Raw genomic sequence first — 16289 nt, 5'->3', positions numbered from 1 at the left:
GATGGCCATGGCGTCAGTCAACCCGACGCCACCGACAGAACCCGCGTCGGGGGATCAGCTGGGGCGCTGATACGCCCCGGGACCGTCCTGGTCAGCCGGCGGCCAGAACTGCCACCCCTCGCCCTCCCCCTTCGCCTCACCGTTCTGCTCCTGAGGCTGAGATTGAGGTTGGGGTTGCGCCGGCGCTTGGGCCTGGGACTGCTGCCGGGGATCGGCCTGAGGCTGCGACTGCTCGGCTGGCTGCTGCTCGGCCTGAGGTTGGGCCTGTTCGGCGGGTTGCTGCTGTGGCTGCTGCGGGGCCGGTTGCTCGTGCTGGGGCGGCTGCGCGGTCCAGTGCTCGGCGGGGTCCTGCTGTTGTGCTTGCTGTTGTGCTTGCTGTTGTGCTTGCTGTGGTGCTTGCTGTGCGGCCTGCTGAGGAGGAGCGGGAGTACGGCGGGGTGTGACGGGCTGGGACTGTGCTTCGAGCACAGCCCGTGCCTCAGCCTGCAACCGCTCGTACTCATCCGCAGCCGCCGCCCGCGGCAACTCGGTCGTCTCCGGCTCGTCGTCATCCCTCACCGCCGCAGCCTCCGCAGCCTCCGCACCCTCGGCGGCCGCGTCGTCCGCATGCCCAGCACTCGACGGCGCGGCACCCGCCTGCGCGGCACCCGCCTGCCCGCCGAGCGCCGGCCCCGCGACCGGCGTGACGTCTGCGCTCTGCTGCTGCTCAGCCGACTCCGGGAACTGAGCTGCCGCGCCCGGGGACTGCGCTGCCGCATCTGCGGAGTGAGCTGACGTGTCGGCGGAGTGAGCAGACGCGTCCGGCGACTGAAGTGCGGCGTCCGGGGACTGAGGTGCGCCCTCCGCGGACTGCGCCGGGGGCTGCTGTGGTTCAGTCCCGGACTGCGGCGGGGTGGCGGCGGTGGTGTCTGCGACGGGCGTTGCCTCGCCGGGCTGCTCCGGCTCGGGCTCGGTGGTCGGGAAGTCGCCGCCGACGAGGATCGGCTTGTGCGCCCCGGTGTCCTCGAACTCCGCGGGGTCGTGTGTCGCCCGCGAGCTGAAACCGGCGCCGTCAGGGGCGTCGACGATCGGGGCGACGGCGCGTTCGAGGTCGGCGATCCGGCGGTCGCGCTCGGCGACCTCCTTCGCGACCCGTTCGAGCAGCGTGTCGACCTCGTCCATCCGGTAGCCGCGGACCCCGACCCCGAACCGCGCGGTCTCGATGTCCGTCGCCGTCAGCGCCTGCCGCGCCGGCACGGTCATGTCGGGCCGGTCGTCGTACGCGGTGTTCATGGCACCCCAACGACCCGAGGCCACGACTGCGACAGCCCCGATCAACAGCACCACGATCAGCCCGAAGAACCACATCACGGGACCGATCGTGCCATGCCGGGCGAGTCAACCGCGAAGACACCCAGAATTTCAGCTCCCGTCGGAGCCGAGGCGGTGGGCTCGGGAGGTGGCGTCGTTGAGTTCGTCGACCTCGCGGGCGGCGGCTTCGGCGGCCTCCTCGGCGGCGGCGTCGGCGAGTTCACCGGCCTTCACGATGTAGCTGATCGCCTCGTCGACGTCGTCGGTGACCACGAACATGTCCAGGTCCGCCGGGGAGATCTTCCCGTCCTCGAGCATCGTGGAACGCAGCCAGTCGACCAGCCCGCCCCAGTACGACGTACCGAACAGCACGACCGGGAACGACGTGACCTTGCGGGTCTGCGCCAGCGTGAGCGCCTCGAACAGCTCGTCCAGCGTGCCGAACCCGCCCGGCATCACCACGAACCCCTGGGCGTACTTCACGAACATCGTCTTGCGAGTGAAGAAGTACCGGAAGTTCATCCCGATGTCGACCCACTCGTTCAGGCCGTTCTCGAAGGGCAGTTCGATCCCGAGCCCGACCGACACCCCGCCGGCCTCGGACGCGCCCTTGTTCGCCGCCTCCATCACGCCCGGTCCGCCGCCGGTGATCACGGCGTACCCGGCGCTGACCAGCTTCCGCCCGAACTCCTCGGCGGCCACGTACATCGGGTCGTCCGGCTTGGTCCGCGCCGAGCCGAACACGCTGATCGCGGACCCGAGCTCGGCCAGCATGCCGAACCCCTCGATGAACTCCGACTGGATCCGCAGCACCCGCCAGGGGTCGGTGTGCACCCAGTCCGACGGCCCGCGACTGTCCAGCAGCCGCTGCTCGGAAGTGGAGTGCTGCACCTGCTTGCGGCGCATCACGATCGGCCCGCGCTGCTGCTGGCCCACCGGACGGTCGGGGTGGATCGATGGTTCTGACATGCGTCCAGGTTATGGCCTGGGCGGTAACGCGGCCGGTCTAGGCGCGGCCTGTCAACCAAGTCCTCAGCCGCTGTTCACACAGCTCGATCTCGGCCTCCGGCACGAACTCGTCCTGTTTGTGCGCGTACAGCGGGTCACCGGGCCCGTAGTTCACCGCGGGTACGCCGAGCAGCGTGAACCGCGCCACGTCCGTCCACCCGAACTTCGGCTGCGGCTCCCCACCCACCACCTGCAGGAAGGCCGCCGCGGCGGGTCGCTCGAGCCCCGGCAGCCCGCCCGGAGCGGAGTCGGTGACAACGACGTCGTACCCCTCGAACACCTCGCGCAGATGCGCCTCGGCCTCGGCCTCGGACCGGCTCGGCGCGAACCGGTAGTTGATCGTCACCGTGCACAGATCCGGTACGACGTTGCCCGCGACGCCACCCGTGATCGCGACCGCGTTCAGCCCTTCGCGGTACTCGAGCCCGTCGATCGGCACCCGGCGCGGCTCGTACGCCGCCAGTCGCGCGAGCACCGCACCCGCGGCGTGGATCGCGTTCGACCCCATCCAGGAGCGGGCCGAGTGCGCGCGTTCGCCGCGGGTGGTGACCTCGATCCGCATCGTCCCTTGGCAGCCGGCCTCGACGACCGCGTTCGACGGCTCCATCACGACCGCGAACACGCCTTCGAGCAGCTCCGGGTTGGACCGGGTCAGCTTGAAGAGCCCGTTCCGCTCGGCCTCGATCTCCTCGCAGTCGTAAAAGACGTAGGTGATGTCCCGGTTCGGTTCGTCGAGGGTCGCGGCGAGCCGGAGCGCGACCGCGACACCGCCCTTCATGTCGCACGCGCCGAGCCCGTGGATCAGGCCGTCGGCGCGGCGCGCGGGGAGGTTGTCGTTCAGCGGGACGGTGTCGAGGTGACCGGCGAGCACGACCCGCTCGTCCCGCCCGAGGTCGGTGCGCGCCACGACCGTGTTGCCGTGCCGGAACACCTTCAGATGCGGGTACGCCGAGAGCGCCTTCTCCACCTTGTCGGCGAGCTTCTCCTCGGTACCGCTCACCGAGGACACGTTCACCAGCGCCTCGGTCAGATCAGGCCCGGAGACGGTCAGGTCCAGCTTGGTCATGCCGCACAGATTATCCGGCGGTGCGTTTGCGGTAGGCGCGGTTCACCCGTTCGCGGTTTCCGCAGGACGGGGAGCACCAGGTTTGGCGGGGGTCGTCCTGCAGGAAGTACTTCACGCAGCGCGCGGCGGGACAGGCTCTCAATCTGGTCCGGTCCGGGCTCACCAGGAAGTCGATCGCGGACCGCCCGACGGCGCCGATCAACAGCTTCGTCGGATCGTCGGTGCGCGGCGCCCAGCGCGCGACCGGCTCGTCCGTCCACAGGAGATGCGTCGTCCCCAGCCGGTCGGCCGCCCGATTGATCATCCGGAGCGCGTCCTCGACCTTCATCAGCCGATCGGCATCCGCCTTACTGGGCGGCTCCGGTTCGACTGCCCGCGCGAAGAGCGCCCGCACCGCCCGCCGAACCCGCAACAACTCTTCTTGCACGCCCCCGCCCCACTCCGAACCCCGCCCCTCACGAAGAACAGAGGAGGGGTCGAGCAGCCCATCCCCCGGCGCCCCCTCGCCCCGCGCCTTCACCAGCGCCGCGCGCGGGGCGCCGAGGACGTCCGCGATCAAGTGGTCGTGTTCGGTGAGCCAGGTGGCTGTTTGTTGTGGGGTTTCGAGGAGGTCTGCTACGCCGCCGTGGCCGTCGTGTTTGATGGTGGCGGCGAGGGCGAAGGCGAGCGTGGGCATGGGGTGAGTCTAATGGAATATCGGGTTGATGCCATGTGAACACGTGACTTATGGTCGAGCCGTGACCGACCTCCGTACGCGACTGCGCGCCGTGCCGACGCTGACCGGGAGCCCGCCGTCCTGGGATCCCACGCGGACTCCCGCGACCCCGCACCCGCTGTTTGTCGACTGGCTGCTGACGGCCGTTGACCAGCAAGTGCCCGAGCCGTGTGCGGCGACGCTGTCGACCGTCCGCGCCGACGGTCGCCCGAACGGCCGCGTCCTGATCCTGAAGAACGTGACCGACGACGGCTGGCAGTTCGCGTCGTCCTCGACCAGCCGCAAGGGCGAGGAGCTGGCAACCTCGCCGTACGCCGCCCTGACGTTCTACTGGATCCCGCTCGGGCGCCAGGTCCGCGTCCTGGGACGTGTCGAGCCCGCGGCCCCGGAGGATTCCGCGCGGGACTTCCTGCTGCGGTCACCGGGTGCTCGAGCCGAGGCGCTGGTCGGCCGGCAGAGCGCCGTACTCGAGGACCGCGCGGAGGTCGAGGTCGCGGCGAAGGAGCAGGCCGAGCGCATCGCGCGCGAGCCGGACCTGGTCGCGCCGAACTGGACCCTGTACACGTTGCGCGCCGAGGAGGTCGAGTTCTGGCAGGCCGACCCGGACCGCCGGCACGTGCGACTCCGTTACCGCTTGGAAGACGATTGGACGAAGGAGCTCTTGTGGCCCTGACCGACGTACGCGCCGCCGCCGACCAACTGCTGGCTCTGACAGCCGACCTCGACGAACCCACCGCCCGCGCCGCCTCCGCCCTCCCCGGGTGGTCCCGCGGCCACGTGATCACGCACATCGCGTACTTCTCCGAGGCCATGACCCGTCAGGTCGACGAAGCGCTCCAGGGCCGCCTCATCGAGGTGTACGACGGCGGTCGCCCCGCCCGTGACGCGGCGATCGAAGCCGGCGCCGACCGCCCCGCGGCGGAACTAAAAGCCCACCTGAAAGAAGCCGTCACCACACTGATGGCCTCCTGGGACAAGGTCAGCCCCACCGACTGGCCGCTGCCGATCCAGCACCGCGACAGCAACCTGGCCGCCGGTCTGAACGCCACCTGGCGAGAGCTCACCATCCACACCTCGGACCTCGACCTGGGCATCACCCCAGCCAACTGGTCCACCCCGTTCTGCGAACACCTCCTGGACTTCCTCCGCCCGCGCACCCCCGAAGGCGTCCACCTGGTGCTCGACTCCCCCGACCTCACCTGGGACAACGGCACCGGCGACGAGGTCCACCTGACCGGCACCCTCACCGACCTCACCGCCTGGTACGCCGGCCGCTCCCCCATCGGCCCGATCACCGGCGACCAGCCCGAACTCCTCCCCTGGCCGTGAACCGCCACCACTCACCAACCTCAGCCCGCGGCGCCGAGCCAGGCGTACCCCGGCCTCGCGATCCGGCGAATCGGGTGGTTGGTGAGTGGTGGCGGTCCGCCAGGCCATCACAATCGCCAGTCCGGCCCGGGTGTGAGCCTGGGCACCCGGGTCGGCGAGCGATTGTGATGGCCTGCAGGTCCGCCTCTCTCAGCTGACCGTGAAGTCGTCGACCTGGATCCACGTGTCCTTGTTCGGACCGGTGAAGCCGGCGTAGACCGTGAGTTCGTGAGTGTCGGCCGGGACCTTCACCGTGACCTCGTGGTGGACGTAGCCGGTGCCGGCGCCGAACGTGGTGCTCCCGAGATCCGTCGTACCGGCGCGGACACCGAAGCGACCCTGGTCCGCGGGCAGGTTGGCCGAGGCGTTGACCCACGCGCCGAAGGTGTACGTCGCCCCGGGCGTGACGGGAACGGTTTGGTACAGGTCGCTGAATCCCGTGCAGGTGCAGCGGATCCACCCGTTGTTCGCGCCGGAGTGGGCGAATCCGAGACCACGGTCCACACCGTTGGCCGCCGTACCCTCGAACTGCCACGCGGGCTTCCCGCCGCCCGTACCTTCGAAGCCGCCGTCCGCGAGCTGCGAGACGAAGCGGACGCCGAGCTCGGAGATCGTCGTATAGGACCGCGTCCCACCCGGCAACCCGATCACTCGCACGCCGTCGGTCTCCTGCGTCGGGAACGTGATCGTGTACGTCGTGTTCGCCCCGGCCGACGCATCACCCGGATAAGCGGGCGAGACCGTCTGCGAACCCACCTCGACCCACGAACCGTTCTGCTTCACCTGCACCCGAGGACGCCCCGTGAAGTAGCCGCCCTCGGCCGACACCGCGCCGGACGTGAACTCGACGTTGTTGACCTTGTGGCGAGCGGGCCACTCGTACCCCCACCACGACGCGCCCTTCACCTCGTCGTCGAAGTCCGACTCACTGCCCGTCTTAGCGCCGTCGTTCATCAGCGCGAGACTGCCCGAGTTCGTCGACTTGGAGATCGCGACCGCACCGGTCGCCGGCGCAGCGAGGTTGTCCGACCCCGGCAGGTTGGATGCCGGAGCGTCCGACGAGGGGGTGATGACGAGCTTGCGCAGGTTGAAGTTGTAGACCGACGTACCGATCCCGCCGCCGCCACACGGGCAGACGTTGGCCTGGATGTACATCGTCTTGCCGTCCGGCTGGATGAACTTCGACGGGATCGTGACGCCGTACCCGCCGTACTTCGAGGTCGACCACGGGTACCCGCCGAAGTCCTTGCTCATGAAGTGCTTCCAGGGACCCCACGGCGTCGCCGACTCGTAGAACTCGAAGGTGTACTCCGTCCAGGACGTGTACACGTATCGCTTCTGCTGCGGCAGGTACGTCACGCCACCCTGGCTGATCACGCTCAGGTTCGACGCGTTCGTCCCGTACGTCTGCGCGTACAGCCGCCGCGTGTCGGTGAGCACCGGCTTCTTGTCCGCGACCTTCGCCGACCACCCGGATCCGGTGTAGAACGTCCACGAGCCCCGGTCCTGCACCTTGTTCTTCGGTACCCGCGCCAGGAACACACTCTGCGGATCCGCCACCGTGTCGTCGAACGAGTCCCGCCAGTTCCCATCCAGCCCGTACGCGTACACGTACCCGTCCGGCGCCAGCGCCCCGCCCTTGCCGAAGTCCGCGAACCAGATCGTGGTGAACACATGGTCCGAGAACATCGGCTTCTTCTTGTCCCACGTCCACGTCTTCCCGTGGTCCGTCGACTTCAGGATCGTCGCCGCCGGTACGTCGTTGAAGTCCAGCGCGAGGTCCTGCACGGCGAGGTACAGCGTGTCGCCGACGCACACCATCCCGGTGGGTTTGCGGTTGTAGCCGGCGCCGCTCCAGACCGACCCGACCTGGTCGCCCTTCGAGATCGTTGCCCCGGACAAGTTTCCGGGGGTGCCGTTGATCTCGCTGACCGCGATGTCGGCGAAGTCGCCGGACGTGGAGAATCCCTTGCCGTCGCCGTTCGCGGCGTACAGCTTGTCGTTGCCGGCCCAGCAGGACGGCCAGAGGTCGCCGTCGCTCGAGCTGGGTGTTCCCTTGGACTCTACTTGGGCGGTACCTACAGAGGAGGTGGACACAGGTGGTGCGGCATGCGATTGGGTGAGGAGCGTCGCCGATCCGAAGACCAGCGGGAGGACAGCAAGTAAGGCCCCACGCTTCATGAGCGCTATCCCTTCAAGGTCTGGTACCAGTACGCGACCGACGACCAGTCGTCGCTGCGCTTGTTGGCGTGCCCGTGCTCGATGGTCACGCGGATGGAGCGGAAGAACGTGATCGGGTCTTCGATGTGGAAGCGGTACAGCGAGATCTCGCCGCTCCAGTTGGCCCCGCCCGGCAACGTGATCCCGTGGTACGGCGCGGAGTACGCCTCGCTCGGGCACCACGCGGTGTTGAAGTAGTCCTCGGTCCCGGTGCCGTGCAATGACGGCGGGAACGGTTCGCCGTCGATGAAGATCATGTCGTCACCTTCGCCGTACCAGTTCCACTCGTCCGACTCGCGGAGGTTGCGGATGCTGACGACGCAGCCGACGTAATGCCCCTTGCCCTCGGTGTCGAGGACGACGTAGTTCCCGTCACCGGTGAGGTTCGTCCCCTCGACCTGGTACTGGCGCAGCGTCTCGTTCCCCTGCTCCACACCATCGGTCGGATGCTGCCGGTTGTACGACGCATGGAAGTACCCGAGCCCGTCCTGCGCACCGTCGAACAGCTCGTAGTCCACGTAGTAGTAGAAGAAGACAGGCGCCGTGCTGAGCTCAGAGATGATCTCCACGCGAGCACGCGACGCGAAGGGCATGTGGAACCAGCTGTTGAAACCCTTCCCGTCCTGCGGGCTCATCTGCAGCGGTGCAGATACGAAGTTCACAGTCTTCCCGTGCCCGACCCCGAAGAAGTCCCCGAGCGGGACGAGCACACTGGGTTGCGCCGAGTCCTCCCAGGTGATGCGGAGGATCAGCTTCCGCAGGTAGTCACCGTCCACCTCGTCCGGTCCCCACGCGCTGTCGCGTGCGACGGTGCACCAGATGTGGTTGATCGATCCCGGTCCCTCGATGTCCGCCAGTACGGCGGTCTCACCCGGGCGGATCGTCAGTCGGTCGTCGTTGCCACCGGTCCGGTCCCAGCTGGACGCGCGGCGGCGTTTCGAGTCCCGCAGCCTGGGCAGATCACGCAGGCTGCTGCCATAGTCGCCGTACATAGAAGCCTTTCGACTACTTGAGTCCGGTCGTCTTCATCGCGTCGACCAGGCGCTTCTGGCCCGCGACGAACACCACGACCGTGGGGATGGCCGCGATCACGGCGGCCGCGAGAATGAGGTTCCACGCGGAGGCGTACTGCCCCTGCATGCCGGACACACCGAGCTGGATCACCCGCAGGTCAGGGTTCCGGGTGATGGTCAGCGGCCAGAGGAACGCGTTCCAGTTGGCCAGGAAGAACAGCACCGACAGCGACGCGAGCACCGGACGGCTGAGCGGCAGGATGACGCTCCAGTACCGCCGCCAGTACCCACACCCGTCGAGGTCGGCCGCTTCCTCCAGCTCCCGCGGGATGTTCAGGTAGTACTGCCGGAGCAGGAAGATCCCGAACGCGTGGAAGATGCTCGGCACGATCAGGCCGGCGTAACTGTCCAGCAGACCTAGTTGCTTTGCCACTAGAAACAACGGAACTAGTATCACCGGCAGCGAGACCAGCAGCGTCGACATAATGCCGGAGAAGATGATCCCGCGCCCCGGAAACCGCAACCGGGCCAGCGCGTACGCCGCCATCGAGTGGAAGAACAGTGCGATCACGGTGACCGTGACGGCCACGATCGCCGAGTTCAGCATGAACCGCGGCATCGGGATCTTCAGCAACACGTACCGCAGGTTGTCCAGCGTCCAGTGCGACGGCCACCCGAAGTTGAACACGTCCTCGGCCGGCTTCAGCGCACTGATCAGGATCCAGAGCAACGGCGCGACCGCGATGATCGCCAGGACATGGGCAAGGATCGGAAGGACCTTAATCCTCGTCAAAGCGACCTCCTCGGGTGAAGCCGAACATCAGGCCGGTGCAGATGACGAGGATCGCCACCACCACGGTGGTCAGCGCGGCGGCGTACCCCATGTTGTTGAACGTGAAGGCCTGTTCGTAGATGTAGAGGACGACCGTGCTGGTCGCGCGGGCAGGGCCGCCCTTGGTGAGTACGAAGACCAGGTCGAACGCCTGCAGACCGGTGACCGCGCCGATCGTCGAGTTCACCACGACGAAGAAGCTGGTCGGGCGCAGCAGCGGCCAGATCACGAAGCGGAACCGTTGCCAAGGGCCCGCACCGTCGATCGCGGCGGCGTCCTCGAGCTCCTTCGGTACGTCCTTCAGGCCGGCCAGGAAGACCAGCATCTGGTAGCCCATCAGGAACCAGACACTGATCACCACGTACGTGCCGAGCGCGAGGGACGGCGTACCGAGGAAGGAGACGTCGCCGAGGCCGAGCGGGGCGAGCAGCTTGGACAGCGCGCCGCGCTTGTCGACCAGCAGGAACTGCCAGATCAGGCCGACCACGACCAGGCTCACCACGTTCGGCAGGAAGAACGCCGAGCGGACCCAGCCGATGCCCTTGAAGTGGTTGCGGACCAGCATCGCCAGCGCGAAGCTCACCACGAACGCGATCGGTACGAACGTGACGACGTACGTCGCGGTGACCTTCAGCGAGGCCCAGAGCTGGTCGTCGCCGGCCATCAGCTTGTAGTTGGCGAGACCGACGTACTGGTAGTTGCCGAAGCCGTCGACCTTGAAGAACGCGACGCCGAAGGCGAGCACCATCGGGATCGCGACGAAGATCAGCAGGCCGAGGGTGTCCGGCGCGAGGAAGGCGTACGCCGCCAACGCCTCGCGCCGTTTCCTCGTCAGGCCCGCCTTCGGTGTGGCGCGCGCACGGGCCACCGACTTGGACGGAGGGGCTGTCGTGGTCACCATCAGCTGATCGGCGCGCCCTGGTAGGTCTTCAGGAACGTGTCGATCTTCTGCGCGGCGTCAGCGGCCGCCTTGGCCGGGTCGGCCGCGTTCAGCTGGCAGGCCTGGATCGCGTCCGCGATCGGCTGGTACACCTCCGGTGGGAACCGCGGCTCGGGCTTGCCGGTCGGGGCGATCTCGCTGACGAACTTCTTCAGCGCCCCCTCGCTGAACGCGCCTTTCGCGTCCGCGGCCGTCTGCACCGACTTGCGCGGCGGCACGTTCGTCTTCACGACGGTGTTCCATTGCCGCTGCCGCTCGACACCGGCCTCGTCGGTCGACCCGAGTGCCCAGGCGATGAACTTCGCCGCGGCCTCGGGGTTCGCACCCTTCGAGTTCGCGACGAACGCCCAGCCGCCGAGGTCCGTGGCCGCCTTGCCGCCGTCCGGCGTGGGCAGCGGAATGATGCCGTACTTGAAGTTCTTCGCCTTGGCGCGCAGGTCGGCGACGGCCCAGATCCCGCTCTGCTGCATCGCGGCCGCGCCGGATCCGAGGTTCGACACCACGTCACCGCCACCGTCGCCGAGGGCCTTGCGCGGCGCGACCTTGTTCTTGACGGTGTCGCCCCAGAACTTCAGCGCCTGCACGGCGGCCGGCGAGTCGAACGCGGTCTTGCCGTCCTTGATCGCGTTGCCGTCGCCCTGCCACAGGAACGGGTACCAGGTGAAATTCTGGTAGTAGCCCGGGGTGGTCTCGAACATCACGCCGTACCGGTCCTTGCCGGTCAGCTTCTGCGCGACCGCGAGGGTCTGGTCCCAGGTCTTCGGCAGATCGGCCTCGGACAGGCCGGCCTTCTCGAACGCGGCCTCGCTGTAGTACATCGCGAGCGGCTCGATCTCCATCGGCAGGCCGTAGACCTTGCCGTCGACACTGCGAGCCTCGAGCAGGCCGGGCAGGTAGTCCTTCTTGGACTCGTCCGACAATGCGGACCCGAGATCCTGCAGTACGCCGCCGTTGTAGTAGCGGAGGAAGTCGCCGGGACTGATCAGGAAGATGTCCGGACCCTGGCCGGACTGGAACGCGGTCTGCAGCGTGGTCCCGTTCAGGTAGTCCTTGCCGGGGATGTAGCGCAGCTTGACCTTCACGTCGTTGTTCTTGTTCCACTCCGCGACCGTGTCGACGAACCACTTGCTCTGCGGTCCTTGGTCGTCGGACGGACCGTAGAAATTCCAGAACGACATCTCCTTGGCGTTGCCGCCCGAGGAGTTGCCGCCACAGGCGGACAGCAGCGGCACGCCCGCGGCGCTCGCCGCGAGGGCGCCCAGTCCGCCCCGCAGGACGGAGCGGCGGCTAGGTCCTGGCTGCCTGGCAGGGGAAGGTGTTGCGGCCATCAGGTGCTCCAGAGGTCTCTCGAACGGCCGAGCCGTGTGCTTCGAGGGGCAATCGATTTCTCGCAATCTACGAGCGGCGGCCTGAGCGGTCAAGGGCCGAGCCGGTGACGATGTGGTCAATTCGAGCGATTCCCCCGGCAGGCAAGGGTTTCGACCTGAGTGCAGGCGTTGACACCACGCGGCCCGGCTGCCTAATCTGCGGAAATCGATTTCTGAGATGAGAGGCGCTGGGATGCCAGTTGTGCCGAACCGTGCGTCCGCCCACCGCACGGCCGACGAGCTGTCCAGAGACCTGGTGGCACGGGGACTGCAAGCGGCGCGGGACGCCATCGAGACCGAGGCCGCGGCCGTGTCGGCGCTCGCCGACCGACTCGACGGGGTCTTCCTGGAGGTACTGACCGCGGTCGCGGCGTGCGAGGGTCACCTGGTGGTGACCGGCCTCGGGAAATCCGGTCTGGTCGGCCGGAAGATCGCGGCCACGCTGGCGAGCACCGGTACGCCGGCCACGTTCATCCACTCCGGTGACGCGTTGCACGGCGACTCCGGCGCGGTGACTTCACGCGACATCGTGCTGGCGTTGTCGGCATCGGGCGAGACCGCCGAGGTGTGTGCGTTCGCTCGGATGCTGCACGAGCGCGAGATCCCGGTGATCGCGATGACCGGGCGCGAGGAGTCGACGCTGGCGCGACTGTCGACGTACACGCTGGACACGATGGTGCTGCGCGAGGCGGATCCGTTGAATCTGGCCCCTACCGCGTCGACGACGGCCTCGCTGGCGATGGGTGACGCGCTGGCGTGCGCACTCGTCGTACTGCGGGAGTTCAGTCATCACGACTTCGCCCGGTTCCACCCATCCGGTGCCTTGGGCAAGCGTCTTGCGGAGGACCAGGCATGAGCGGGTACGACGTTTGTGTACTCGGCTCGTTCATGAAGGATCTCGTCGCCTCGGCGGAGCGGCGGCCGTTGCCGGGTGAGACCTTGCACGGGACCGGATTCGCGGAGTTCCTCGGCGGCAAGGGCGTGAACCAGGCGATCGCGGCGTCCCGGATGGGTGCGCGGACCGCGATCGTCGGCACCATCGGCGAGGACCGGTACGGCGAGGAGTTCCTCGAACTGCTGTCCTCGAACGGGGTCGACACGTCGTGGGTCGTCCAGCATCCTTCGCTGGGGACCGGCGTCGGACTGCCGCTGGTGCTGCCCGACGGCGGGAACTCGATCATCATCGTGTCCCGCGCGAACGCCGCGATCACGACCGCGGACATCGAGGCCGCCGCTGAGGTGCTGGCCGCTAGCAAAGTGCTGAGCGTCCAGCTCGAGCTCCCGGTCGAGGCGAGTCACACCGCGCTGCGGCTCGCCGCCGCCGCGGGCGTCACCACTATCCTCACTCCGGCCCCCGTCGGACCGGTCGATCCCGCGCTGGCGGCGTACGTCGACATCCTGGTACCGAACGAGGTCGAGGCCGCCGCCCTGACGGGCCTGAACTGTGACGACGAGAAGCAAGTACCGATGATCGCGCGCAAGCTCGCCGAGGACTGGGATCTGCGGGCCTGCGTCGTCACACTCGGGTCCCGCGGCGCGTACGTACTGGACCGGGTCGGTGGCTTCGAGGAACGGGTCGTGCCACACCAGGTCGACACCGTCGACACGGTCGGCGCCGGCGATGCGTTCTGCGGTTCACTGGCCGCTTCCCTCGCGGACGGGGCCGGGCTGGTTGACGCCGTACGACTGGCGAACGCGGCCGGAGCTCTGTCGACAACCGTTAACGGCGCCGCCGACTCCGCCCCCGACCGCGCCGCCGCACTCGCGCTCTTGGAGGACGTACCCCTCGGTTCACAGCCCACATGAGATCCTTTGGCGTGGATCGGAGTTAGAGTGCGATCCAGACGACCATCGGATCTCCAGCGGGGAGCGGGTATGACGACGATCTACGACGTCGCGCGTAGGTCGGGGGTGTCGCCGGCCACGGTCTCCCGGGTGCTGAGCGGCCGGCGGAACGTGGACCCGGAGCTGTCCGAGAAGGTCCGCGCCGCGGTCGCCGAGCTCGGGTACCGGCCGAACGGCGTCGCCCGGAACCTGCGCAAGTCCTCCACGAACCTGTGGGCGGTCGTCATCTCGGACATCGAGAACCCGTTCTTCACCTCGCTGGTCCGCGGCCTCGAGGACGTCGCGCAGACCGAGGGGTACCACGTCGTCCTCTGCAACTCCGACGAGGATCCGGCGAAGGAATCGGCGTACGCCTCGGCCGTCCTGACCGACCAGATGGCCGGCGTGGTGATCTCGCCGACGTCGACCGCCGAGGGCGTGCACCTGCTCGCCGACGCGAAGATCCCGATGGTGATGATCGACCGCCGCGTCGAGGGCGTCGAGGCCGACACCGTGCTGGTCGACAACGAGCACGGTGCGTTCGAAGGCGTCAAGCACCTGATCGACGGCGGGTACCGGCGGATCGCGTGCATCACCGGTCCGCGCAAGGTGTCGACGGCGATGGATCGCCTCGGCGGGTACCGGTCCGCGCTGCGAGCCGGCGGGATCCGGTACGACAAGGACTTGGTCCGGCACGCCGACTTCCGCGAGGCCGGTGGGTACGCCGCGATGGAAAGCCTCCTGGAACTCGCCGACCCGCCCGAGGCGCTCTTCGCCACCAACAACCTGATGACCGTCGGCGCCCTCGAATGCCTGGCCAAGAAGAGCCTCCGCGCCCCCGACGACATCGCCCTGGTCGGCTTCGACGACATCCCGTGGGCCGACCTCGTCATCCCCAGCCTCACCACGGTCGCCCAACCGACGTACGAACTGGGCCGCACCGCCGGCCTCCTCCTCAAAGACCGCACCGCCTCCCCCGGCCGCCCGCCCTCCACAGTCACCCTCCGCACCGAACTCCACATCAGAGCCACCTCAGCCCCGAAGAAGAGCTGACTTTCCACCCCGCCGCCCTTCCCGCCGGCCAGCGGTTGGCCCTCCCCGCCTTCCGCGCCGAGTCGTGGCATTCGGTTCGTCCCGCAAACGCCGAGTCGTGGCGTTCGGTTCGCGACCCCAAACCCGACTCGTGAATTGGGGCTGCGTTCCCGCAACCGGACTCCACGACTCGACGCACGGGACAGCTGCTCGCGCCGATTGACCGGTGCGGGAGGAGAGGTCGTGCGGGCTGGCGACGGGGGTCGGGCGCGCTGCCGGCAGCGCGCAACACCTCCCCGGCGTACCCGGCCTGAGTGGTCGGGGTGGTTCATGACTCGGGGAAGGAGGTGGGCGCGGGGTGATCGGGGGCCGGAGGATGTCGGCGTAGGGTTTGGGTTGGCGGGAAGAAGTGGTTTGGAGCTGGGGATGTCAACGTTGACATTACACTGGGGAACATGAGCGAACCTGCGCGGCGGCCGCGGCTCGAGGATGTGGCGGCGACCACCGGTGTGAGTATCAAGACCGTGTCGCGGGCCTTGCGGGGCGACCCGAAGGTCCGGGAGTCGACGCGGCAGCGAATCGTCGCGGAGGCCGACCGGCTCGGCGTACAGCTGAACGACGTCGCCGCGGGGCTGCGGCGGAAGAACCAGGCGATGACGTCGATCGGGGTCACGCTCGGCGACTGCACCAACCCGTTCTTCGCGCCGATGCTGCGCGGGATCCACTCGGTGGCGTCCGAGCGCGGGTACCTGGTGCTGACCGCCGACGCGCAGAACGACCCGGACCTCGAGCACCGCGCGATCCGGTCGTTCTTCGCGCACCGGGTGGCCGGGCTGATCATCGCGCCGGTCGGCGACGACCTCGGGTACCTGGCGAACGAGGCCCGCTTCGGCTCCGCGATCGTGTTCGTCGACTCCCCTCCCCCGGGCCTCGGCGAGTCGATGGACTCGGTCACCACCACGAACGCGGCCAGCACCACGTCCGGGATCGAGCACCTGCTCGCAAAGGGCCGCCGGCGAATCGCGTACCTCGGGCACCCGCGCAGCGGCAGCGGCGCCGAGGAACGCTGGGCCGGGTACGTCGCCGCGCTCGAAGCCGCAGGTATCGCCGTCGACCCGGCGCTGGTTCGCGACAACCTCGTCAGCGAGGACGACGCCCGCCGCGCCGCCGACGAACTGCTGCCGACCGCCGCGCCCGACGCCGTCTTCGTCGACAACAACCGCCTCTGCACCGGACTGCTGCAGTCCAAGGCGTTCGCGAGCCGACGGATCGACGTCGTCTGCTTCGACCGCTTCGAACTCGCCGCCGCGTTCGGCGTCTCGGTCATCGACAGCGACCCGTACGACGTCGGCCGCGCCGGCGCCCAACTCCTCTTCGAACGCCTCGCCGACCCCTCCCGAGCCCCCCACCGCCTAGAAGTCCCCGCCCGCCTCGTCGTCAACAACAACCCCACCTACTGACCCACACCAACAACCCGCGCGCCCCTCAGCCCCGGGCAGCACGCCGTTTGAGGGGCCAGCCCCTCAAAGTGTGGGTTGGCCCCCGAAGTTTTGGGTGCGCAACACGCGCGGGGGTGGGTGGGGTGGGCGGCGCAGGGCGAGAGCGGGGGTGCGT

Annotated in this window: 15 protein-coding genes; 6 read left to right on the top strand and 9 right to left on the bottom strand. The window is 68.4% G+C overall.

Annotation, left to right across the window (positions count from 1 at the left end):
• Positions 1–54 precede the first annotated feature (54 nt).
• The 4 genes from ACWGID_RS31035 to ACWGID_RS31020 are packed head-to-tail and all read right to left on the bottom strand — an operon-like array spanning position 55 to position 4040.
• Positions 55–1347: a DivIVA domain-containing protein gene (locus ACWGID_RS31035; RefSeq protein WP_452202753.1), complete on the bottom strand. Its 1293-nt coding sequence runs from the start codon at positions 1345–1347 to the stop codon at positions 55–57.
• A 54-nt stretch (positions 1348–1401) separates the two neighbouring features.
• Positions 1402–2259 (bottom strand): LOG family protein, encoded by an 858-nt coding sequence (locus tag ACWGID_RS31030; RefSeq protein ID WP_452202575.1) that lies wholly within the window; start codon positions 2257–2259, stop codon positions 1402–1404.
• 37 nt (positions 2260–2296) lie between these two features.
• Positions 2297–3364, bottom strand: a complete 1068-nt coding sequence (gene dapE / locus ACWGID_RS31025; RefSeq protein WP_452202573.1) for a succinyl-diaminopimelate desuccinylase — start codon at positions 3362–3364, stop codon at positions 2297–2299.
• Between the two features lie 10 nt (positions 3365–3374).
• A complete protein-coding gene (locus tag ACWGID_RS31020; protein WP_452202571.1) occupies positions 3375–4040 on the bottom strand; it encodes an ABATE domain-containing protein in 666 nt (221 codons plus the stop codon).
• Between the two features lie 61 nt (positions 4041–4101).
• Here ACWGID_RS31020 and ACWGID_RS31015 point away from each other — a divergent pair, with 61 nt between their 5' ends.
• Together ACWGID_RS31015 and ACWGID_RS31010 are read left to right on the top strand one after the other, a co-directional pair.
• Positions 4102–4752: a pyridoxine/pyridoxamine 5'-phosphate oxidase gene (locus tag ACWGID_RS31015; protein ID WP_452202569.1), complete on the top strand. Its 651-nt coding sequence runs from the start codon at positions 4102–4104 to the stop codon at positions 4750–4752.
• Positions 4743–5408 (top strand): maleylpyruvate isomerase family mycothiol-dependent enzyme, encoded by a 666-nt coding sequence (locus ACWGID_RS31010; protein WP_452202567.1) that lies wholly within the window; start codon positions 4743–4745, stop codon positions 5406–5408. The genes ACWGID_RS31015 and ACWGID_RS31010 overlap by 10 nt, the downstream gene beginning before the upstream one ends.
• 189 nt (positions 5409–5597) lie before the next feature.
• On the opposite strand, the gene ACWGID_RS31005 is transcribed toward ACWGID_RS31010, so the two are convergent.
• The 5 genes from ACWGID_RS31005 to ACWGID_RS30985 are packed head-to-tail and all read right to left on the bottom strand — an operon-like array spanning position 5598 to position 11780.
• The gene (locus ACWGID_RS31005; protein WP_452202565.1) at positions 5598–7628 is read right to left on the bottom strand and encodes a DUF4185 domain-containing protein; all 2031 of its coding nucleotides are present in this window, start codon (positions 7626–7628) and stop codon (positions 5598–5600) included.
• A gap of 5 nt (positions 7629–7633) precedes the next feature.
• On the bottom strand, positions 7634–8659 hold the full coding sequence (locus ACWGID_RS31000; protein WP_452202563.1) for a glycoside hydrolase family 172 protein: 1026 nt from the start codon (positions 8657–8659) through the stop codon (positions 7634–7636).
• Positions 8660–8672: 13 nt separating this feature from the next.
• Entirely contained in the window at positions 8673–9473 is an 801-nt protein-coding gene (locus tag ACWGID_RS30995) for a carbohydrate ABC transporter permease (protein WP_452202561.1), read from the bottom strand.
• Positions 9460–10413 (bottom strand): carbohydrate ABC transporter permease, encoded by a 954-nt coding sequence (locus tag ACWGID_RS30990; RefSeq protein WP_452202559.1) that lies wholly within the window; start codon positions 10411–10413, stop codon positions 9460–9462. Before ACWGID_RS30990 ends, ACWGID_RS30995 begins: the two co-directional genes overlap by 14 nt.
• Positions 10413–11780: an ABC transporter substrate-binding protein gene (locus ACWGID_RS30985; protein ID WP_452202557.1), complete on the bottom strand. Its 1368-nt coding sequence runs from the start codon at positions 11778–11780 to the stop codon at positions 10413–10415. Before ACWGID_RS30985 ends, ACWGID_RS30990 begins: the two co-directional genes overlap by 1 nt.
• 232 nt (positions 11781–12012) lie before the next feature.
• Here ACWGID_RS30985 and ACWGID_RS30980 point away from each other — a divergent pair, with 232 nt between their 5' ends.
• The 4 genes from ACWGID_RS30980 (at position 12013) to ACWGID_RS30965 (ending at position 16135) form a co-directional block, all read left to right on the top strand.
• Positions 12013–12675, top strand: coding sequence for a KpsF/GutQ family sugar-phosphate isomerase (locus tag ACWGID_RS30980; protein ID WP_452202555.1), 663 nt, complete (start codon positions 12013–12015; stop codon positions 12673–12675).
• Positions 12672–13625: a ribokinase gene (locus ACWGID_RS30975; protein WP_452202553.1), complete on the top strand. Its 954-nt coding sequence runs from the start codon at positions 12672–12674 to the stop codon at positions 13623–13625. Before ACWGID_RS30980 ends, ACWGID_RS30975 begins: the two co-directional genes overlap by 4 nt.
• 69 nt (positions 13626–13694) lie before the next feature.
• Entirely contained in the window at positions 13695–14696 is a 1002-nt protein-coding gene (locus ACWGID_RS30970; protein WP_452202551.1) for a LacI family DNA-binding transcriptional regulator, read from the top strand.
• 434 nt (positions 14697–15130) lie between these two features.
• Positions 15131–16135 (top strand): LacI family DNA-binding transcriptional regulator, encoded by a 1005-nt coding sequence (locus tag ACWGID_RS30965; protein WP_452202549.1) that lies wholly within the window; start codon positions 15131–15133, stop codon positions 16133–16135.
• The last annotated feature ends 154 nt before the right edge of the window (positions 16136–16289 follow it).

It is taken from the genome of Kribbella sp. NPDC054772 (genome assembly GCF_053611945.1).
The sequence above is the reverse complement of the archived record's forward strand: the minus strand, read 5'-3'. Positions and strand labels throughout refer to the sequence as shown.